21 protein-coding genes and 1 pseudogene are annotated in these 14,633 nt (G+C 61.0%); 9 read left to right on the forward strand and 13 right to left on the reverse strand.

Annotated elements, in window-relative coordinates; genetic code table 11:
- Positions 1 to 36 precede the first annotated feature (36 nt).
- The 4 genes from IPV08_RS16845 to IPV08_RS16860 form a co-directional block, all read right to left on the reverse strand.
- Entirely contained in the window at positions 37 to 216 is a 180-nt protein-coding gene (locus IPV08_RS16845) for a hypothetical protein (protein ID WP_207412707.1), read from the reverse strand.
- A 2-nt stretch (positions 217 to 218) separates the two neighbouring features.
- Positions 219 to 1,022 carry a hypothetical protein gene (locus tag IPV08_RS16850; protein ID WP_207412708.1) on the reverse strand — a complete coding sequence of 268 codons (804 nt, stop codon included), beginning with the start codon at positions 1,020 to 1,022 and terminating at the stop codon, positions 219 to 221.
- Positions 1,023 to 1,036: 14 nt separating this feature from the next.
- The gene (locus tag IPV08_RS24695) at positions 1,037 to 1,678 is read right to left on the reverse strand and encodes a hypothetical protein (RefSeq protein ID WP_246748000.1); all 642 of its coding nucleotides are present in this window, start codon (positions 1,676 to 1,678) and stop codon (positions 1,037 to 1,039) included.
- A 77-nt stretch (positions 1,679 to 1,755) separates the two neighbouring features.
- The gene (locus IPV08_RS16860) at positions 1,756 to 2,415 is read right to left on the reverse strand and encodes a hypothetical protein (RefSeq protein ID WP_207412709.1); all 660 of its coding nucleotides are present in this window, start codon (positions 2,413 to 2,415) and stop codon (positions 1,756 to 1,758) included.
- A 79-nt stretch (positions 2,416 to 2,494) separates the two neighbouring features.
- On the opposite strand from IPV08_RS16860, the gene IPV08_RS24700 reads away from it, so the two are divergent.
- From IPV08_RS24700 to IPV08_RS16875, 5 genes and pseudogenes are all read left to right on the forward strand, one after another.
- Complete coding sequence (locus IPV08_RS24700; protein WP_246748001.1) at positions 2,495 to 2,782, forward strand: helix-turn-helix domain-containing protein; 288 nt, start codon at positions 2,495 to 2,497, stop codon at positions 2,780 to 2,782.
- Positions 2,783 to 3,029: 247 nt separating this feature from the next.
- Positions 3,030 to 3,512, forward strand: a pseudogene (locus IPV08_RS16865) (DUF3280 domain-containing protein); the annotation flags it as partial.
- Between the two features lie 42 nt (positions 3,513 to 3,554).
- On the forward strand, positions 3,555 to 3,965 hold the full coding sequence (locus tag IPV08_RS24705) for a cupin domain-containing protein (RefSeq protein ID WP_246748005.1): 411 nt from the start codon (positions 3,555 to 3,557) through the stop codon (positions 3,963 to 3,965).
- 281 nt (positions 3,966 to 4,246) lie between these two features.
- Positions 4,247 to 4,420, forward strand: a complete 174-nt coding sequence (locus IPV08_RS16870; protein WP_207412710.1) for a hypothetical protein — start codon at positions 4,247 to 4,249, stop codon at positions 4,418 to 4,420.
- Positions 4,421 to 4,569: 149 nt separating this feature from the next.
- A complete protein-coding gene (locus tag IPV08_RS16875; protein ID WP_207412711.1) occupies positions 4,570 to 4,803 on the forward strand; it encodes a hypothetical protein in 234 nt (77 codons plus the stop codon).
- A gap of 491 nt (positions 4,804 to 5,294) precedes the next feature.
- Here IPV08_RS16875 and IPV08_RS16880 read toward each other — a convergent pair whose 3' ends face one another.
- Positions 5,295 to 5,828, reverse strand: a complete 534-nt coding sequence (locus tag IPV08_RS16880; RefSeq protein ID WP_207412712.1) for a MucR family transcriptional regulator — start codon at positions 5,826 to 5,828, stop codon at positions 5,295 to 5,297.
- 252 nt (positions 5,829 to 6,080) lie between these two features.
- On the opposite strand from IPV08_RS16880, the gene IPV08_RS16885 reads away from it, so the two are divergent.
- Entirely contained in the window at positions 6,081 to 6,446 is a 366-nt protein-coding gene (locus IPV08_RS16885) for a hypothetical protein (protein WP_207412713.1), read from the forward strand.
- Between the two features lie 73 nt (positions 6,447 to 6,519).
- The gene (locus IPV08_RS16890; protein WP_207412714.1) at positions 6,520 to 6,840 is read left to right on the forward strand and encodes a hypothetical protein; all 321 of its coding nucleotides are present in this window, start codon (positions 6,520 to 6,522) and stop codon (positions 6,838 to 6,840) included.
- Between the two features lie 329 nt (positions 6,841 to 7,169).
- Here the strand turns inward: IPV08_RS16890 and IPV08_RS16895 are convergent, their stop codons facing one another.
- Both IPV08_RS16895 and IPV08_RS16900 read right to left on the reverse strand, forming a co-directional pair.
- Positions 7,170 to 7,691, reverse strand: coding sequence for a phospholipase A2 family protein (locus IPV08_RS16895; RefSeq protein ID WP_207412715.1), 522 nt, complete (start codon positions 7,689 to 7,691; stop codon positions 7,170 to 7,172).
- A 551-nt stretch (positions 7,692 to 8,242) separates the two neighbouring features.
- Entirely contained in the window at positions 8,243 to 8,971 is a 729-nt protein-coding gene (locus tag IPV08_RS16900; RefSeq protein WP_207412716.1) for a thermonuclease family protein, read from the reverse strand.
- A gap of 105 nt (positions 8,972 to 9,076) precedes the next feature.
- Between IPV08_RS16900 and IPV08_RS16905 the strand changes: the two genes are divergently transcribed.
- The gene (locus IPV08_RS16905) at positions 9,077 to 9,301 is read left to right on the forward strand and encodes a hypothetical protein (RefSeq protein WP_207412717.1); all 225 of its coding nucleotides are present in this window, start codon (positions 9,077 to 9,079) and stop codon (positions 9,299 to 9,301) included.
- 53 nt (positions 9,302 to 9,354) lie between these two features.
- On the opposite strand, the gene IPV08_RS16910 is transcribed toward IPV08_RS16905, so the two are convergent.
- Both IPV08_RS16910 and IPV08_RS16915 read right to left on the reverse strand, forming a co-directional pair.
- Complete coding sequence (locus IPV08_RS16910; protein WP_207412718.1) at positions 9,355 to 10,008, reverse strand: SOS response-associated peptidase family protein; 654 nt, start codon at positions 10,006 to 10,008, stop codon at positions 9,355 to 9,357.
- A gap of 603 nt (positions 10,009 to 10,611) precedes the next feature.
- Entirely contained in the window at positions 10,612 to 10,884 is a 273-nt protein-coding gene (locus IPV08_RS16915) for a hypothetical protein (protein ID WP_207412719.1), read from the reverse strand.
- Positions 10,885 to 10,968: 84 nt separating this feature from the next.
- On the opposite strand from IPV08_RS16915, the gene IPV08_RS16920 reads away from it, so the two are divergent.
- On the forward strand, positions 10,969 to 11,193 hold the full coding sequence (locus tag IPV08_RS16920; protein WP_207412720.1) for a hypothetical protein: 225 nt from the start codon (positions 10,969 to 10,971) through the stop codon (positions 11,191 to 11,193).
- Between the two features lie 776 nt (positions 11,194 to 11,969).
- Here IPV08_RS16920 and IPV08_RS16925 read toward each other — a convergent pair.
- The 4 genes from IPV08_RS16925 to IPV08_RS24710 form a co-directional block, all read right to left on the reverse strand.
- Positions 11,970 to 12,194 carry a hypothetical protein gene (locus tag IPV08_RS16925; RefSeq protein ID WP_207412721.1) on the reverse strand — a complete coding sequence of 75 codons (225 nt, stop codon included), beginning with the start codon at positions 12,192 to 12,194 and terminating at the stop codon, positions 11,970 to 11,972.
- A 1,083-nt stretch (positions 12,195 to 13,277) separates the two neighbouring features.
- On the reverse strand, positions 13,278 to 13,487 hold the full coding sequence (locus IPV08_RS16930) for a hypothetical protein (RefSeq protein ID WP_207412722.1): 210 nt from the start codon (positions 13,485 to 13,487) through the stop codon (positions 13,278 to 13,280).
- Positions 13,488 to 13,539: 52 nt separating this feature from the next.
- Positions 13,540 to 13,851 carry a hypothetical protein gene (locus IPV08_RS16935; RefSeq protein ID WP_246748002.1) on the reverse strand — a complete coding sequence of 104 codons (312 nt, stop codon included), beginning with the start codon at positions 13,849 to 13,851 and terminating at the stop codon, positions 13,540 to 13,542.
- A 457-nt stretch (positions 13,852 to 14,308) separates the two neighbouring features.
- Positions 14,309 to 14,518 (reverse strand): hypothetical protein, encoded by a 210-nt coding sequence (locus IPV08_RS24710; RefSeq protein WP_246748003.1) that lies wholly within the window; start codon positions 14,516 to 14,518, stop codon positions 14,309 to 14,311.
- Positions 14,519 to 14,633 lie beyond the last annotated feature (115 nt).

Raw genomic sequence — 14,633 nt, forward strand, 5'->3', positions numbered from 1 at the left:
CCTGCGCTTCCTGCGGAAGCGAGCCGTAGGCGGCATTCATGCCGAGGCCCACGCAAAACAGTAAGATTCTGAATGCTCACCCTCCACCTCATCCAGCAGTGAGATGACCCGCTCAACGATATCCAGAGCGAGGTCAGCCAGCTTCTCGAACTCATGGCGAGAGATAGCTGAGGCGGGGACCGAGCGGCGGGCCGGGAAGAGCACGACGTTGCTCATGATCAGCCCCAAGCCTTCACGGCATCGAGAAGGAGATCGCGATCTAGGATCCGCCCCTCGCATAGGATCTCATCCTTGATTCGAAGGCTCAACACCGTATCCCGCTCCGATGGGTCTCGAGGGGTACGCTTCCTCATCTCGTCAGCGATCCGGTCGCGGGTGATCGCCGCCCGGCTCGCTTCGATATCTACCAACGTATGAGAAGAGCCTGCCTGATTACCGCTCCTGGCGAAGATCGGCTGGCATGATGCAGCGAGCCATTGCGCATGCATCATCTCGAAAAGATCGAATAGGTAGGCGAGTGCGGTGCTGTCGATGGCCTCCAGGTCGCTTCCCTGTCCCGATGCTTCGCAGGCGACGTCTAGCCTCGACGAACCCACCAGCCCCTCTACGCCTTCACAGACCGCCAGGACGGCTTGATGCGCCAGTCCGGAGTCCAGGCTGCTCACACCGATGTTTGTACGGAGCACCTCGGTCTTAAAAGCCAGATCTTGGAGATTGGTCACAGGGGCCGATAGCAGCGCTTCTTCCGCTTCGGTGGCAGCCTCACAGTGATGCCGCCTCTCAGGGTCCTGCTTCCAGCTTTGCCCATGTGCGTTCGCAGCTTCAGTCGCCACTCGCCAGCGCTGATGAAGCAGCTGGGTTCTTGATAGCTCCTCCGTAGCGGAATCACTCGACACGGTATGCATCGGCTCTTTCGCGGCCGATCTGCGCAGGCGAGCTGCTGTGGCTCCGAGCGTCGCGGCGCGTTCACGCAGTGAGTGCTCGTCTGACCGGGAAGTAGGCTTTGATTTGGGGGATGCCATTGGTACGGCTCCTCTCAAGCAAGCGTTGCGAGAGCGGTAAGCAGTGTACCGCCGCCGACGATGACTGCAGCGGCAAGAAAATCGCCCGCGGCATCCATGACCCTCAGTGCTCTCACGAAAGCCGTATCGGGCCGGACGGCAGCGACCGCCTGCCATGGCTCGATCTCACCCGGAAGGATCTCGTTCGGTGGCCGCATAGGCGCGCGCCTCCGATAGAGCGACCACGATGGCAGCGACCGAGACGACGACGGGGACTTGAAGCGGCCCATCGGTGTTGCCGTGGGTATGGCGACAGGTGGAAGGTTCGTGCCGAGGAAGAGTGTGAGATCTGCGGCACGAGCCTCGGCGATGCCATAACTAGGCTGATGGGCAGCAGCGAACTCGGCCTCCTCGGCAAGCCACCAACGCAGGTGTGCCAGAAGCGTGAGCGCTCCGAAACGAGAGGCGCATGAGGTCACGACAAGCGCCTCTGTCGCCGCCTCGTGCTCATCATTGGCAATGACGGAGGCCTGGCCCTCTGGCGCGGTTTGATAGGCGTCGTATGCGCTCCGGTGTCGGACGATAGCTGCTTGGATCGGGTCAGAGGCCTGAGGGGCGTGTTCGATCGTCCGAGTCGGAACGGGCTGGCTGAAATCGGGGAAGCGGGCATGATTCATCGGTCGGGCTCCAAAGGGCTCGTGGCGGCAGGATCGGGGAGGGGACGCCGGCTACCCGCCGGCAGGGATCGGGGCGGCTAGGCGGGCGCGTAGGCCATGGCAGCGGCGCGGAGGCGGGCCGCGTTGTTGCGGGCGACAACCTCGTGGATGCTGTCCGTGTAGGAGGTGGAGAGACCGACCCGCACGCGGGGCTCGATAGCGTCAGCCGCCTTCAGTGCCTCGATACCGAGACCGGCAAGGCGAACCGTCTCGCGAGCCTCAGACCAAGCCCGCTTGAGCGCGCAGGTGAAGCAGCCCCAGCCGAGCGAGCGGAACGGCACGCGGGGATAACCGTAGGAGGAGCGGAACAGCTCCCAGGCGCGGCCCAGGACGCCGCGACGGAGGGCGGCAGGCATCGGAGCCACAGGGGCGACGGCCGGGACCACAAGGCGGCGAGCGGCGGTGGCGCAGGCCCAGAAGAAGCGGAGAGCGCGGGAGATGGCAGCGCCCCAGGTCAGGGTCGGATCGTTGCGGCGGTGCTTGCGGGCCTCGACGATGGCGCAGGACATGATCGTCGGGACGTTGAAGGTCGAACCGGTGACGAGGCCGTGCTTCGCGGCAATCTGAACGCGGCCGGCATCGCGCTTGGCGGCGCTCTCGGCCAGCATGGCGTCGTTGAACTCGTCCTTTGACGGTCCAGAGCTACGAATGCCGCTCAGGACCATGGACCAAGAGATGGTGCGGGAGTGAAAGGTCATTGCGATTGCCGTTGACTAAGTAGCTCGTTGCGATACTTATGGATCACAGCGCGCTATAGGTCAACACTTAAAGATCGATATGAGCCAAAAAGATCATGCTACGGTATCGGGCAGACAGATTGCGGCGGCTCGCGCCCTGACGGGAATGGGACAAACTGATCTAGCAAGCGCTGCATCGATTTCCGTCCCCACCCTCAAGAGGATGGAGGCCAGCGACGGCCCAGCTGCGGGCATGGCGAACAACGTCAGGGCGGTGATTTCTGTACTGGAAACCGCGGGTATCGAGTTCATCCCCGAGAACGGGGGAGGGGCCGGCGTCCGGTTTCGGGAGCGGAAGTCTGCCGACCCGATCTTGGGCGCTCCATAAAGGGGACCGCTTTTTATGGAAATGGCGGCGGCCCGTAAGGAAGCGCGCTCCAAGTCGCGCCCCCTAGAAGCCCCATTTTCGAGAGCGGTGGATCGGGCATTCGAATTTGATGATCAGGACGCTCATGGACCGACATCGGCAGGCGTCTCCGCGCATCGAGTTTGAAACTTTCCTTCCGCTGGCATGATCGGGGGACCATTCCTGCCGTGACACGTTCCACCTCCAACAAACCAAGGATGGAACGACTATGAAGGCTGGCTTCCGGACATTATCTTCCCTGGCAGGTGCGCTATTGAGTGCGACAGCCGCGTACGCTGAGCCTCCAAAGGCAGCAGTTTTCGATTTCCAGCTTGCCAACCTCGGTATCCAAGGCCCAACCGAAGCCGATAAGGCACGTCTTCGACCATTAAGTGACCTATTGCGCACCCTTCTAAAAGACAGCGGCCGTTACGTCATAGTGTCCACCGATCCTGTGAAGGATGAAGTCACCAAGGGATCGGATTTGCGGCACTGTAACGGGTGCGCCGAAGAGTATGCGAAGAAGCTCGGTGCCGACGTCGCGATCACGGGTGAGATCCAGAAGGTCTCGAACCTCATCCTCAATATCAACGTCTACATAAAAGACCTCAGCAGCGATAAGCCTGAACAGGCGTACAGCGTGGATATTAGAGGAGACAACGACGTCTCGTTTGATCGAGGCATCAAGTACCTTGTAAAAAACAATCTACCTCAGTCGGAAGTTTCAACGTCTATCCCGCCCGATGCGCACGGCATGACAGCGATCTCAAACGCTGCAGACATCAAGTGGCAGCCGGCTCCCAATGACCTGCCAAAGGGTATCGAAATCAGTCTACTCGACGGTGATCCAGCCAAGCCTGGAGCGTTCGTGCTTCGACTAAAGATCCCGGCCAATACGACTATTGCTCCGCATACCCACTCGACTGCAGAAACGGTGACAATCTTATCGGGGTCTCTCGTTCATGATATGGGAAGCACAATAGATAAGGGGCGCGGCAAGATGTTGGGAGCAGGTGGGTTCGTATCATTGCCGGCAGATATGGCTCATTCATTGTGGTCCACCGAAGAACCGGTTGTAATCCAAGTAAGCGGGACTGGACCGTTTGGCTTGAACTACATCAATCCTGCAGATGATCCGAGTAATTCTAGCGGCGCAAGCCGCTGACGTGAATTAAATTTAAGCTACGGTTATTTAACCGCCTCCGCCTATCCTCCGGGCGAGCCAAGTTGCGTATCGGCTCTCGTCGTGTGGACACGACACGCCGCACCCCGCCGGCCCCGTGATCAGATCGGGGCGGCGGGGCTGCCTCACTTCCTCCACTGCAAATCACCTGATGAGGAACGCGACCTCGCCTGTTGAGGGAAGCGGCCATGCGTAGTCTTCCGCATAGTTAATGAAAAATTACCGCCTACGGTTGGCTTTCCTGGCCGGAAGCGGACTTTGAGATGCAGCATTTCGACAACGGGCATTTGCCGGAGCCGGAAGAGCATTTTGTCGACAGTTTTATGGATCGGCTACGAACAGTGGCTGTGTTGGGCTTTTTGGTAGGCACTGAAACCGCTGGCCTTGCTGCCATGGCGTTTGGTGCTGTGTCCCTTGGTAGGTGGCTTGTAGCCTGATCCTGCCAGGTGACTGCTTAGCTCAACGCTTGAGCCGAGGTCGGTTATGGTTTCCACGGCCTTAACTGTACTCACCAAATTCGATGTAGTTCGATGAAACTTTTGCCTAAGGTCGAATTCGAGGCGGCTTTGCCTCGGGATTTAGAATAATGTTTCCCGAATTAACCTTGTCCGCTCTGCCACGCCATCTCTGGCTTGGTGTCAAAATCACGGCATCAATTGCAGGGCTTTATACTTTAGCAGCACCGTCACCGTGGGCAGGATTTGATCGCGATGCGATGGCTCATTTGGCTGCGAAGAAGACGATCGACTACGATCCAGTCATCGCCGGATCGGTGCCGAAGGTTGAGCCACGTCCGTTGAAGAAGCCGGTCAAGGTTTGAGGTTCCAACGAGTGGCGGCCTAAGCAGTGCTTAGGACCAAAGTATAGGTCTCGCGCACTGATCCCGACGTTGCGCAACCGCCGAGGCGCTCTGTACGGAGGCGTACAATTGGCAGAGGCTGACCGGAGGCAATGGGCGAGGACGACGAGATACCCTCGGACTTTCAACTAACCTTTTTCGAGATTCCCTTGCCGGCGGGCGGCACAGTCAACGCCTCAACGTGGCCTGCTCGGGAGGGCGGCTGGCGATACGCGGTCTACCGCGATGAGTTGGTCATCCGAGAAGGCAGGTGCGAGACGATCGAAGACGCACGAGCCGAGTGCTGGGCTGCGATCTGAACGCGGCGACCGCCCGGCTCGGGAAGGCGTTGACCGCCCGATGATCACATGGCTACAGGGGCACATCGCCTCGTGCGCCTCCTCAACAAGCAAGCGAGGCGACAGCGGGCCGGGTGTTCATGCCGGGCATCCGGCCCGCTTTTATGGCCCAGGTTACTCGGCTGCGGCAGCCTTCCGAGACCGACCCGCCTTCTTGGGCTTCTCAGGAGCCGAAGCAGCCTCTTCAACGACGGCCTTTTCCGGCACGGCAGCCTTCGCCTTGGCCGCACCATTCCGCTGCTGCCCGAGACCGAGTTGCTTGGCCAGGGCGGACCTTGCAGCCGAGTAGCTTGCGGCGACCATGGGGTAGTCGGCAGGTAGACCGTACTTTGCGCGGTAGGTCTCAGGGCTCAGTCCACGGAGCGTCAGATGCCGCTTCATCGTTCTGTAGGGCTTGCCATCCTCGAAGCTGATGAGATGGTCGGGCGTGATGGACTTCTTGATCTGAGCCGGCGTCGCCTTCTCGATCTTGTCCGCCTCCGCCGCGGCAGACCCACCGCTGGTAAGGCCGCTGATGGCGGCGTGCACGCTGCTCAACAGCTCGTGCAATGAACCTACCGCGACTGAGTTGTTGGAAACGTAGGCGGCGATGATGTCGGCAGTGAGTTCGATGCGGTTGTCTTGGTATTCTTTATTGCTGTCGGTCATAGTGATTTTTCCGGTTACCAATAAAGATTCCATAGGGCGCTTTCGCGCGCTTTCACAACAGGACGAACTAAATAGTGATCAAGAAAACCAAACAGTTGACAGATTTTTGAAGTGAGAAATTCCACCCGACACGTTGTCACATGGCGTATCCCCGGCAATCTTGGTCGACTTGGGGAGGGGCAACTCGCTGGCAACACGCCATTCGGCGCATTTCTGATTAGGGTGTAGGGGTAGGCAAAGAAGGAAGACCCCATGCTGTGCGGAACGATCCTGCTAAAGCGCTCTGCACTTCTAGCACTTACCGTGGGCAGCCTGTGGCTACCTGCTGGCACCGCTTCGTCTCAACTGTCGCCGGGCGCGTCCAACGCTGATCGGGATAAGCGAATGGAGGCCACGCATCGGCAGCAAGTCGAGAATTCGGCAAACCAAGCGAAGAAGGACAAAGACCGCGACGCCCGCACCGACCGTCTATCGAAGTCCGTTTGCATTGGGTGCGGCGGAGATGTTGTTCCGTTCAATCCGTCCGGCGGCGTTGTAAAGAAGGAACCGCGCAAGGCTCGGGCAGCGAAGCCCCGGCGTATCGATCCAGCAAAAGCGGATGGCGAAAGCGTCGATTGACGAACCCGACCACCCAGAGAGCTCCGCCGAGTTGCCTCACGGATCAGATCGAACTCTCGCACAGTGACAGTCAATGGCAAAGCTAGCTTTTAATTTAATGTTGGAGGAGCCGCGCGAGACATACATTGTCACCAGCGCTGCCCTGATCGTCGGCAGGATCGATTGTATTCAATCCGAACCTGTGGCGGACCAGCAGTGGGCATGGGCAATGCACCTCGATATTGGTGTGGCGCCGTTCCGGCGAGGCGGGAATGCCCGCTCAGCTGACGAGGCGGCATCAAAGATGCGTGAGGCTTGGGAGGATTGGAAGGTCTGGGCCGGGCTGCAGGATGTCGATGGAGCCGAAGGCACCGTGACAGCGACCGTTCAGATGCCCCTCAAATCGTTGATGTAGAGCATCGCATTCGCCGTCCGGCCGGCCGCTGAACGCCGGAGTGAGCACGCCTATGATCAAAATCCTGACGGCGATCTTGTCGGTCTTCGTTGTCCTGGCGCTGGTCGCCTGTGTGACGATGTTGATGCTTCCGTTCAGAGCCCTCCGGGGTCTGATGCGCAGCCCAGCCGAACCGGCTTAACCTGGTCGCCCGTACCGGCGGGATGATCGAGGCCTTCCGCACGACCCTCAGCTTGGTGATGCGGGGTGCCGTGTTCCGGCAACAGACGATCAGGTCGATATGCCAGACCAGGATGTGACAGCTGGACTTCCCCTAATGGAGCTTACCCTCAGGGAGCCTGGCAGCTCATGGCATCCGCAGCCCCGACAACGCTCAAGGCTCGGCGACGTATTTCTAGCGTGACGTCTGGTCTTTCCGAAACCGCAGTCGCCTCGCGCCTCAGCGTCTTGTCACAAGCGCACGAGCGATGTCCGGCCATATCGTAGCATGCGTCATGACGCTGACAGGCGGCATCCAGGGCGTCAGTCGGCGGAAGATCCGCGCCACGCTGGCCCAAGCCGCAATAATTGCCATGGAACAGATCCTTACCCGCGATGACGTTAGCAAGATCGCCCCTCGCGGGAGTCTCATCCTCAGGCGTCCCGCCCGGGTTGAGCTCGTTGGCGGGTCCACCGGCTTTGCTGGCTGATCCTCGCAGGACTTTCGGGATGCCGGAGCGCGCATCTGGCTCGGCGAGTGCCTCTCCGGTGCGAGAGTTCGGATCGGACAGGTCCGGGAGTGGCGGAGGCGGCCCCGGCCTTACGTCATCGATACTCTCCACGGCCCGATCCTGCGACAGGGTTTGCGCCATGGCGTCTTGTGCCAGGAGCAAGGTGAGGGACAGGATGATCGCGCTTATGGTTCTCAAATATGCCTCCTAGGAGGTGACGCGGGAGGGTGAGACGCCCCCCGTTCACCGAGCCCTTGCAACCGCTTTCCCACGTATGATCGGCGAAGCCGCTCGCGCGTCGGCCATGGGTTACCCACGACGCACTCACACCTCAGTGTGGGGGCATTCGAAGTACGAGAAGGTCTCGCTATCTGGGCCTGACCTTCCGCCGCCTAGGTACGGTGGAGACCGTAAAACCGTTCCCCATAACTTCGTAGGGCGAAGGTATTTTGCAGGAGGCGCACACGAATACCCAGTACGACCTCGGCGCTCTCGGACGCCAGGACGAGCAGGAGCAGGGGATCGGAAACAGCGGGCCTTCGGAGATGAGGCCAAGGGAGGCGGTAACCTACTCAGTCATAAAACTTCTTAGAAACGGCGATTAGTCGCCGCAAACATTTTCTGGCGTATCTCATCCATTATGGCTGAAATCTTCACCGGATCTATGCCGGCCTCAATCAGTGCTTTTGGTATTACCGCGGCGCCCGCCACCCAGCCGCTTTCGCTTCGTCTTCAGAGCAGAACATGCGCTCGCCGTCCTTCTCGCTGATCCGGGTCCGGTCATAGTCGCGCGATCCGGGGACGTGGAAGACCTTCTCGCCCTTTCGGCTGATGTTGCCCTTGATCGCGCAGCCGCCGGCCTTGAGGGCAGGCTGCGTAGGCGTTGGCGAGGGTATGAGACCATCCGGGCCGCCCGGCGCGGCGAACCCCATCGTCATCGCCCGCTCGCCCTTGCGCCAGTCGCCCGGCGCCGCGAAGGAGCCGGCCCACATCCCGAGCTTCCCCGCCTTCGCGGTGCTCTCGGCCGGGACGTAGTCCTTGGAATACCGGCGGTAGGCGATGGCGTGCCCCTGCGCGACCAGCCAACTGCTTAGATCCTCCGCGCCCTTCCGGCAGACTGCGACGGTGCGCCCGTATTTATCGGCGCCCCTAGGATCGCAAGAGACGGGCGTGGAGCCGATCCGGTCGGCCAGCGCAATGGCAGCGGCCTGCCCGCATCGGAAGGCCTTCCCTGCCCTATCCTGGCAGAGCTGTCCGCTCTCGGGCGCATCGATGCCGTGGAGACGGATGCGGGTACTGCCGATGTCGAGCGTATCGCCGTCGATCACCGAGGCCCGGCCGGTGATGGGCTCGGCCGCGAACGTAGGAGCCAGCGACAGAACGCCGACGAAGACGAGGGCGGGAAAGCGGATCGATTTCATCAATATCGGCTATCGATTTGATCTGTTGGAATGATGGTGCAGCGCAGCGCATATCCCTCTCATCAGACGGGGCGCAGTCCCCGAAGCACCAAAGGGATAAGTACCATGACCGTTCGTAAAATCGTGCTCGCCGCTCTCGCCGCCGCCACCCTGACCGGTACGGCGATGGCTGAGGATCGCGTCAACATCACGCCGACGCTCTACCGTGAACAGGCTCGCGTCACGGCATCGGTTCGTCCGGCTTCCGAGCTGACGACCACGCCGTCCCTGACCCCGCGTGCCCCTGCGAACCGGCGCCTTGTTGCCGATGCAGAAGCCTCGGCCCGTTAAGACAGCTTCCCGGCCGGCTTGGTCCCAGCACCAGGCCGGCAGCTATGAGATCCTCATTCTGGCGGATCGCGCCGTGAGCCCGTCGCCACCACCTTCATCATGGCGTCAGGCAGTGGGCGCTGTAGCTCGATGGCGATCTCGGTCGGTGCCTCAAGCCATGTCCGCCACTCCTCCCGCGTTGTCAGCAGGACCGGCATGGCCTTCGGATGGACCGCGCCGACGATCCCATTCGCATCACAGGTGAGGAACGAGAACAGCCAGTGCTCGGCCTCCTCCCTGTCTGGGTTCTCGGCCCTGGTGCCGCGCACTCCCGTCCAGGGCCGCCAGATGCCGGCGAAGGCGAAGAGCGGCCGGTCGTCATTGAGGGCGAACCATGTGGGCGTTTTCTTCGGCTTGGTATCTGCATACTCGCTGAAGGAGGACACTGGGACGAGGCAGCGATATTCCGGCTTAAGCCAAGGCCGCCAGTGCGGGCTCTTCACGTTCCGGACGTTGGTGACGGGATGCTCCCCGTACTGCTTCGGTCCAGGGATGCCCCATCGAAACATCTCGAGGGCACGCCTGTCATCCTCGATCCGCACGATAGGCGCCATTTGGTCCGGGAAGATACCCGGCATCCTCGGCAGGTTGCCGGCGCGGTCCTCCTCTACACCGAACGCCTCACGGATCTCCGCTTGTGACGTAACCAGACTGTAGAGGTTGCACATCGCTCGCGTCCGTGGCTGCCTAAAATTGTAATGTGACCCTTAAAGCTGTTCCGCGCACCCCGGGGACCAAACTCGCGAGGTGGTCTAACCACATGGAAGGCTGTCGGATTACCGAGTGCGAGCGGATCACCCGCTAGGAGTCGAAGGAGCATACGACCCTGCTGACCGCGATCGAACGAGAGCAGGCAATCGAGAACCGAACGCACGGACGTGACGGGCACGCCTACCCTCCGGCACGCCCCGTGCTTGGCGTTGAGGGAGCTTGTCCTCCCTCATGCTCGTCTGAACAACTGACCCGCCCGGCTCACGCCGCGGCGGGTTTTTCGTCTGGGCTAGGGCGTCTTGCCCTGTCGCGCCGCCTTTTGAATGGTGCGCTGGCGGATTTCGGAGAATTGCCATTTAAGCGTGCTAGTAACCGAGGCGGTTGCCTCAGCGGCGACCTCCAGCAAAATGGCCTCGAAAGCCCCCCTCGAAAGGCCGAGGCTCTTGGCGAATGCCGCTAAACCTTGAAGGGCCGCAGCATGTGCGCTGCTCTTCAACGACGCATCTTTCTAGCTCCATCTCGTCCTTAAGCCCGATCGCAGTCCGGGCGGGAGGGCTCCATCAAAGGATCCGCGCTTCGCCGACCTTGAGATCCATGCGCTTGACGACATGGGCGCCTAACAAGCCAACGTGGCGAGGCGCAGGCCCCGTCGGCTCTTGCTCAGCCGCGATCTGGATTGCATCTGCCACCGCCATCGCCAGGATCGCATAGACACGATCGGTCTCGTCAGCCCGACGGACCGCGATCAAATAGGCGAAGTGGGGAGGCTTTTTCGGCATGACTCTGCTGATGCCACGCGGGGGGCATTGCGGAAAGCCGAACTCAAGCGCCACGAGCGCAAGCCGAAGACCGGTGTGGGGGAGTAGGCAAAGGGCGACACGGGTCTATGCTGCCCTCACGACTCGGAGGGCTAGGCCATGAAAGATGATGGCGTTGTCATTGAGTACGACATGCGTCCTGAAGGGGACGGTTGGACGGTCTTCAACGTAGCGACCGGCGAGCCAGCCCTATGGAAGGGCGTCCGGCAGGTAGAGCTACCGCGCGATGATGCTGACGATCTCGTGGACCTGCTCAACGCCATGGAGCGTGCCTCGCCCGGTTCGTCCGTCACCTGGGCTGATGGCTCCCGTTCGGGGGATTAGATCATTGAATTTGCAAATCCCCAATTTTGCGCCCCCCCCCATAGGAAGCGCCTACGTTGGAGGCAGTTTGAGGATCACTCCCATAACCGCTTACACACCCACCAAGCCCAAGCCACCCGGCGAGAAGCTCGAGTTCCCGCCAGACCCCGATGCTGTAGCGGAGCGCGGGATTGATAGGGATGAACCGATCCCCGCCCCCAAACCGCCCTCCAAGCGAAGTACTGAGGAGCTGACGCCTGAGGCGCAGAAGCGCCGCTTAATCGAAGCCGCGCGCTAGGCCGGGGCCAGTGAGGACGTCGAAGTGCTTAGAGCGAACTTGCGGAAAATCGCCATGTCGAAGAAGGGCGGGGCGGGGTAGTGGGTCAGTTTGCAGATTATAGGCGAAGCGGCATCTCAGGTGCCGCTTTTTCTGCTTGGGCACCAGAAAATCTTGGCAACCCCAACTCAGGTAAGTGCGCCCATCGAAAGATGGCCTCATAACGCTGTCCTCCCAAAGAGAAGAACTCACGCATCGGCAATCAGATGGCTGGGGCTTTATCTCCACAGCAATCTGGTGAGCATATGTTCAACGTGTTTAATTCGGCAGAAAACCACGTTCCAGAGTCAACTCAGGATCTTATTCTCTACACGATGCAATTGAGTTCCGATATTCGGGCAGAGCTAGCTCAAAGCCGCGCGCTTCTAAGGGAGTCGAGAGAAATCCTTCGCGAAATGTCGTCTCTCAAGCCGAACTACGAATACCCTCCGGTAGCGCCGCCTGACACGACCGCCCCCCCCTAATCGACGGGCCGGAACAACTCAATAAACCTCAGTCCGTCCCATAGCTCGACCGCGTGACCGTCTACCATCGCCTTCGCGCGTTCGACGGCTTCGTCGTCATCCTGAGCGGAGATGCGAACCATGCCAATCACGGCTCCGGTTTTTGCAAACAAGAGGACGCGATAGGCAGGGGGCCGTCGCTCGCTCAAGCAATCCGTGCGGTATCGGGGCGTATCGGGCATCGCATCGCTCTCCTACTGGAAGCGGGAGCACACGACTCTCTCAGTCATCGGAGCCAAGGGTAGAGGCCGGTGATGGGCAACCTTAGCCGTATTGTGTGATTGTATACAATGGGTGGCGCGCACTGCTGGGTGCAGCTGGCCGATAGGGTCGGCTTTTCGTTTGTCTGCGTAGTCTGCCCCGCGCCCTCAGGGCGGTTCTTGGCGGCCAACCTGAAACCCAGATCGATCACCTCTTGTTGGGTGGCCGAATGCTCGAACCGAACATCAAACCCTTTGGTGCCCATCTACTCGCGTCCACCGCCGCACGTCTTGTAGAGGCCGATACTGCATGGGTTACGGAGCTGGCTGCTAGATTTGGCACAGATCGCGTAAACGCGATGGCCGTCCAGCGAGAGGGCAGAGGCGATGAAGGTTCAAAGCTTCGCGCTCTCTACGACAAGCGTGAGAAGGCGCTCGCAGATTGGCGCTCAGCTCGTGGGCTTGGCTGACGTCTCCTCCTTGAGCCCGGCCGCTGTCATGAAGCGCCGGGCTTTCAGTTTGAGAGGCCGATCAGGAAGGTAGGTTCGCGGGGTTAGCTCAGACCACGGACGCGCTGCCAATCACTCAGGGCACGGCTTCGGGCATCGTAGAGAGCGCGGAGTTTGGTTCCCACTTGACCACGGCCTTCGGGTTGAACCGAAACTGCATTGACCATCTCGTCACCAAATCGTGCCGCAAGCTCTGTAGCCCAAGCCGCGTCAGCCGCATAGAGGCGGCTGGCTGTGACCGACAAGAAGGGGACTGGCCTCGGGCGGGCTTTCGCGTTCGTCATGCGCGCCGATACGGATGACTCGCCGCTCCGGTTTCAGAAGTGAATACAAAATTCTCGGCCACGTTCAGGCATTGCTAATCCCGAGGTGGTCAGGCGGGGGTGTGGATAATGATCAGCTACCGATGCGGGCGATCCAAGAACGCCTGCAGCATGGCTGCCCGCGTCTCGCGCATCTCGTCCCGCACGGGCGTCACCACGCCATCGATCTGACGCTCGCTTGAAGGCGCTTAGGGCGAACCGTTGGCCCAGGTAACCGAGGAGCTCGGCTAGCGTTAGAAGCTGCCACTCAGCGGCTCCGGTGCCTCGCTTCCAGCTTCAGGAACCTTCCGGTTGGGCTGCAGCATGTCGTCGAGCATAACGAGGAGGTTAGACAATTCGCGCTTCCCATCCTCCGGCACGCCGTCATCGCTTATCCTGCGCTGGATCGTGCTTTTCACGGTCGACAACGCTTCTCGGTATCCCTCGGCGCGTTCGGTGCTCATGGTCGGGTTCCTGGCGGTGCCCGCGAGGACATAGGGCGAGCCTTTGAACCGCCTACCGCCTCTTCGCCCAGATCGGGACCGCGCCCGTCGGCCGGCCGGGCACGTTCCGAAAGTAGCGCGTCCGCGCGAAACGGATGAAGTCGGGATGAACCTCGGTCACGAGATCGCCACTCAGCACCATGGCCCCGCAGAAGTCGGAACGGATCACGCCGAGGCCTGGATGCACGCCGAATAACTGCAGCGTCGTCCAGCCCAACCGGCCAGCTTCGTCGGCGTGCTTGTCGAGGAAGTCCAGGGACGCAGCGTGAACGGCCTGCCAGCTCTGCGCGGTCAGGCCGAGGCATGGTACCACGCTCGGCTTCATGCTGAGGAAGGCTTCACGCCATGCCTGCGGTGAGTTCGGTTCGATTTTGAAGGCGGGAGAAGCTGACATCGCCACGGAATAGGGAAGGGCGAGCCCGGTCGCTATGTCTGGGATGCCACACGCGGTGAAGGGCTACATCCCCCTTCCCGTTTCTCTGCCAGTGCGCGCAACGCCTCGATGCAGAGGTTGGTGTAATGCTTCTCGATCAATGCGCCCCTGAATCATCAGGGCAGGGAGTTCTAAAGCCTCCAGAGATCGCGGACGCCTGCCTTGCATGCCAATTGCTCGATCCTGACCAAGGCCCGCGAGTGCCGAGAGTGACGCATCCGTGTGAGCCTGTCGGGACTCTGCATGTCGAGCTCGGACAGGGCGGTGCGGTGATGCCTCAGTAGCAGCCGGAGGCTTGGGTCTCGATCCCCCGGCGGCTGACGCAAGATGGCCACGGCATGGGCGCGGTTCATTGGGGCTGCGCCTTCGGCGGGATGGTCCAGGCGACCACGTGGCGGAACGGCCCGCATCCGAGGCCCGAGAGGGACTTGCTGGCCCATCCGACGCGGGTCCGGATCGCGAAGGCAAGGCCGTCGCCAAGATGGATCACGCCCACGTCCCCGGGTTGCGGGTTGTCGGTTTCCAAGAAGCCGGCGGCGGCCATGAAGTCCGAGACCATGCGGACGAAGCCGCCGCGGCGCTTGATGTGCCGAGCTGCCCCGAGTGGCGTCCGATATCGGCCCCGGAGCGGTGCGGCCGCGTCGATCCCGGTCTGAGCTAGGATCCAGTCCGAG

This window comes from Methylobacterium sp. SD274 (assembly GCF_017355285.1).
Taxonomy (GTDB): domain Bacteria; phylum Pseudomonadota; class Alphaproteobacteria; order Rhizobiales; family Beijerinckiaceae; genus Methylobacterium.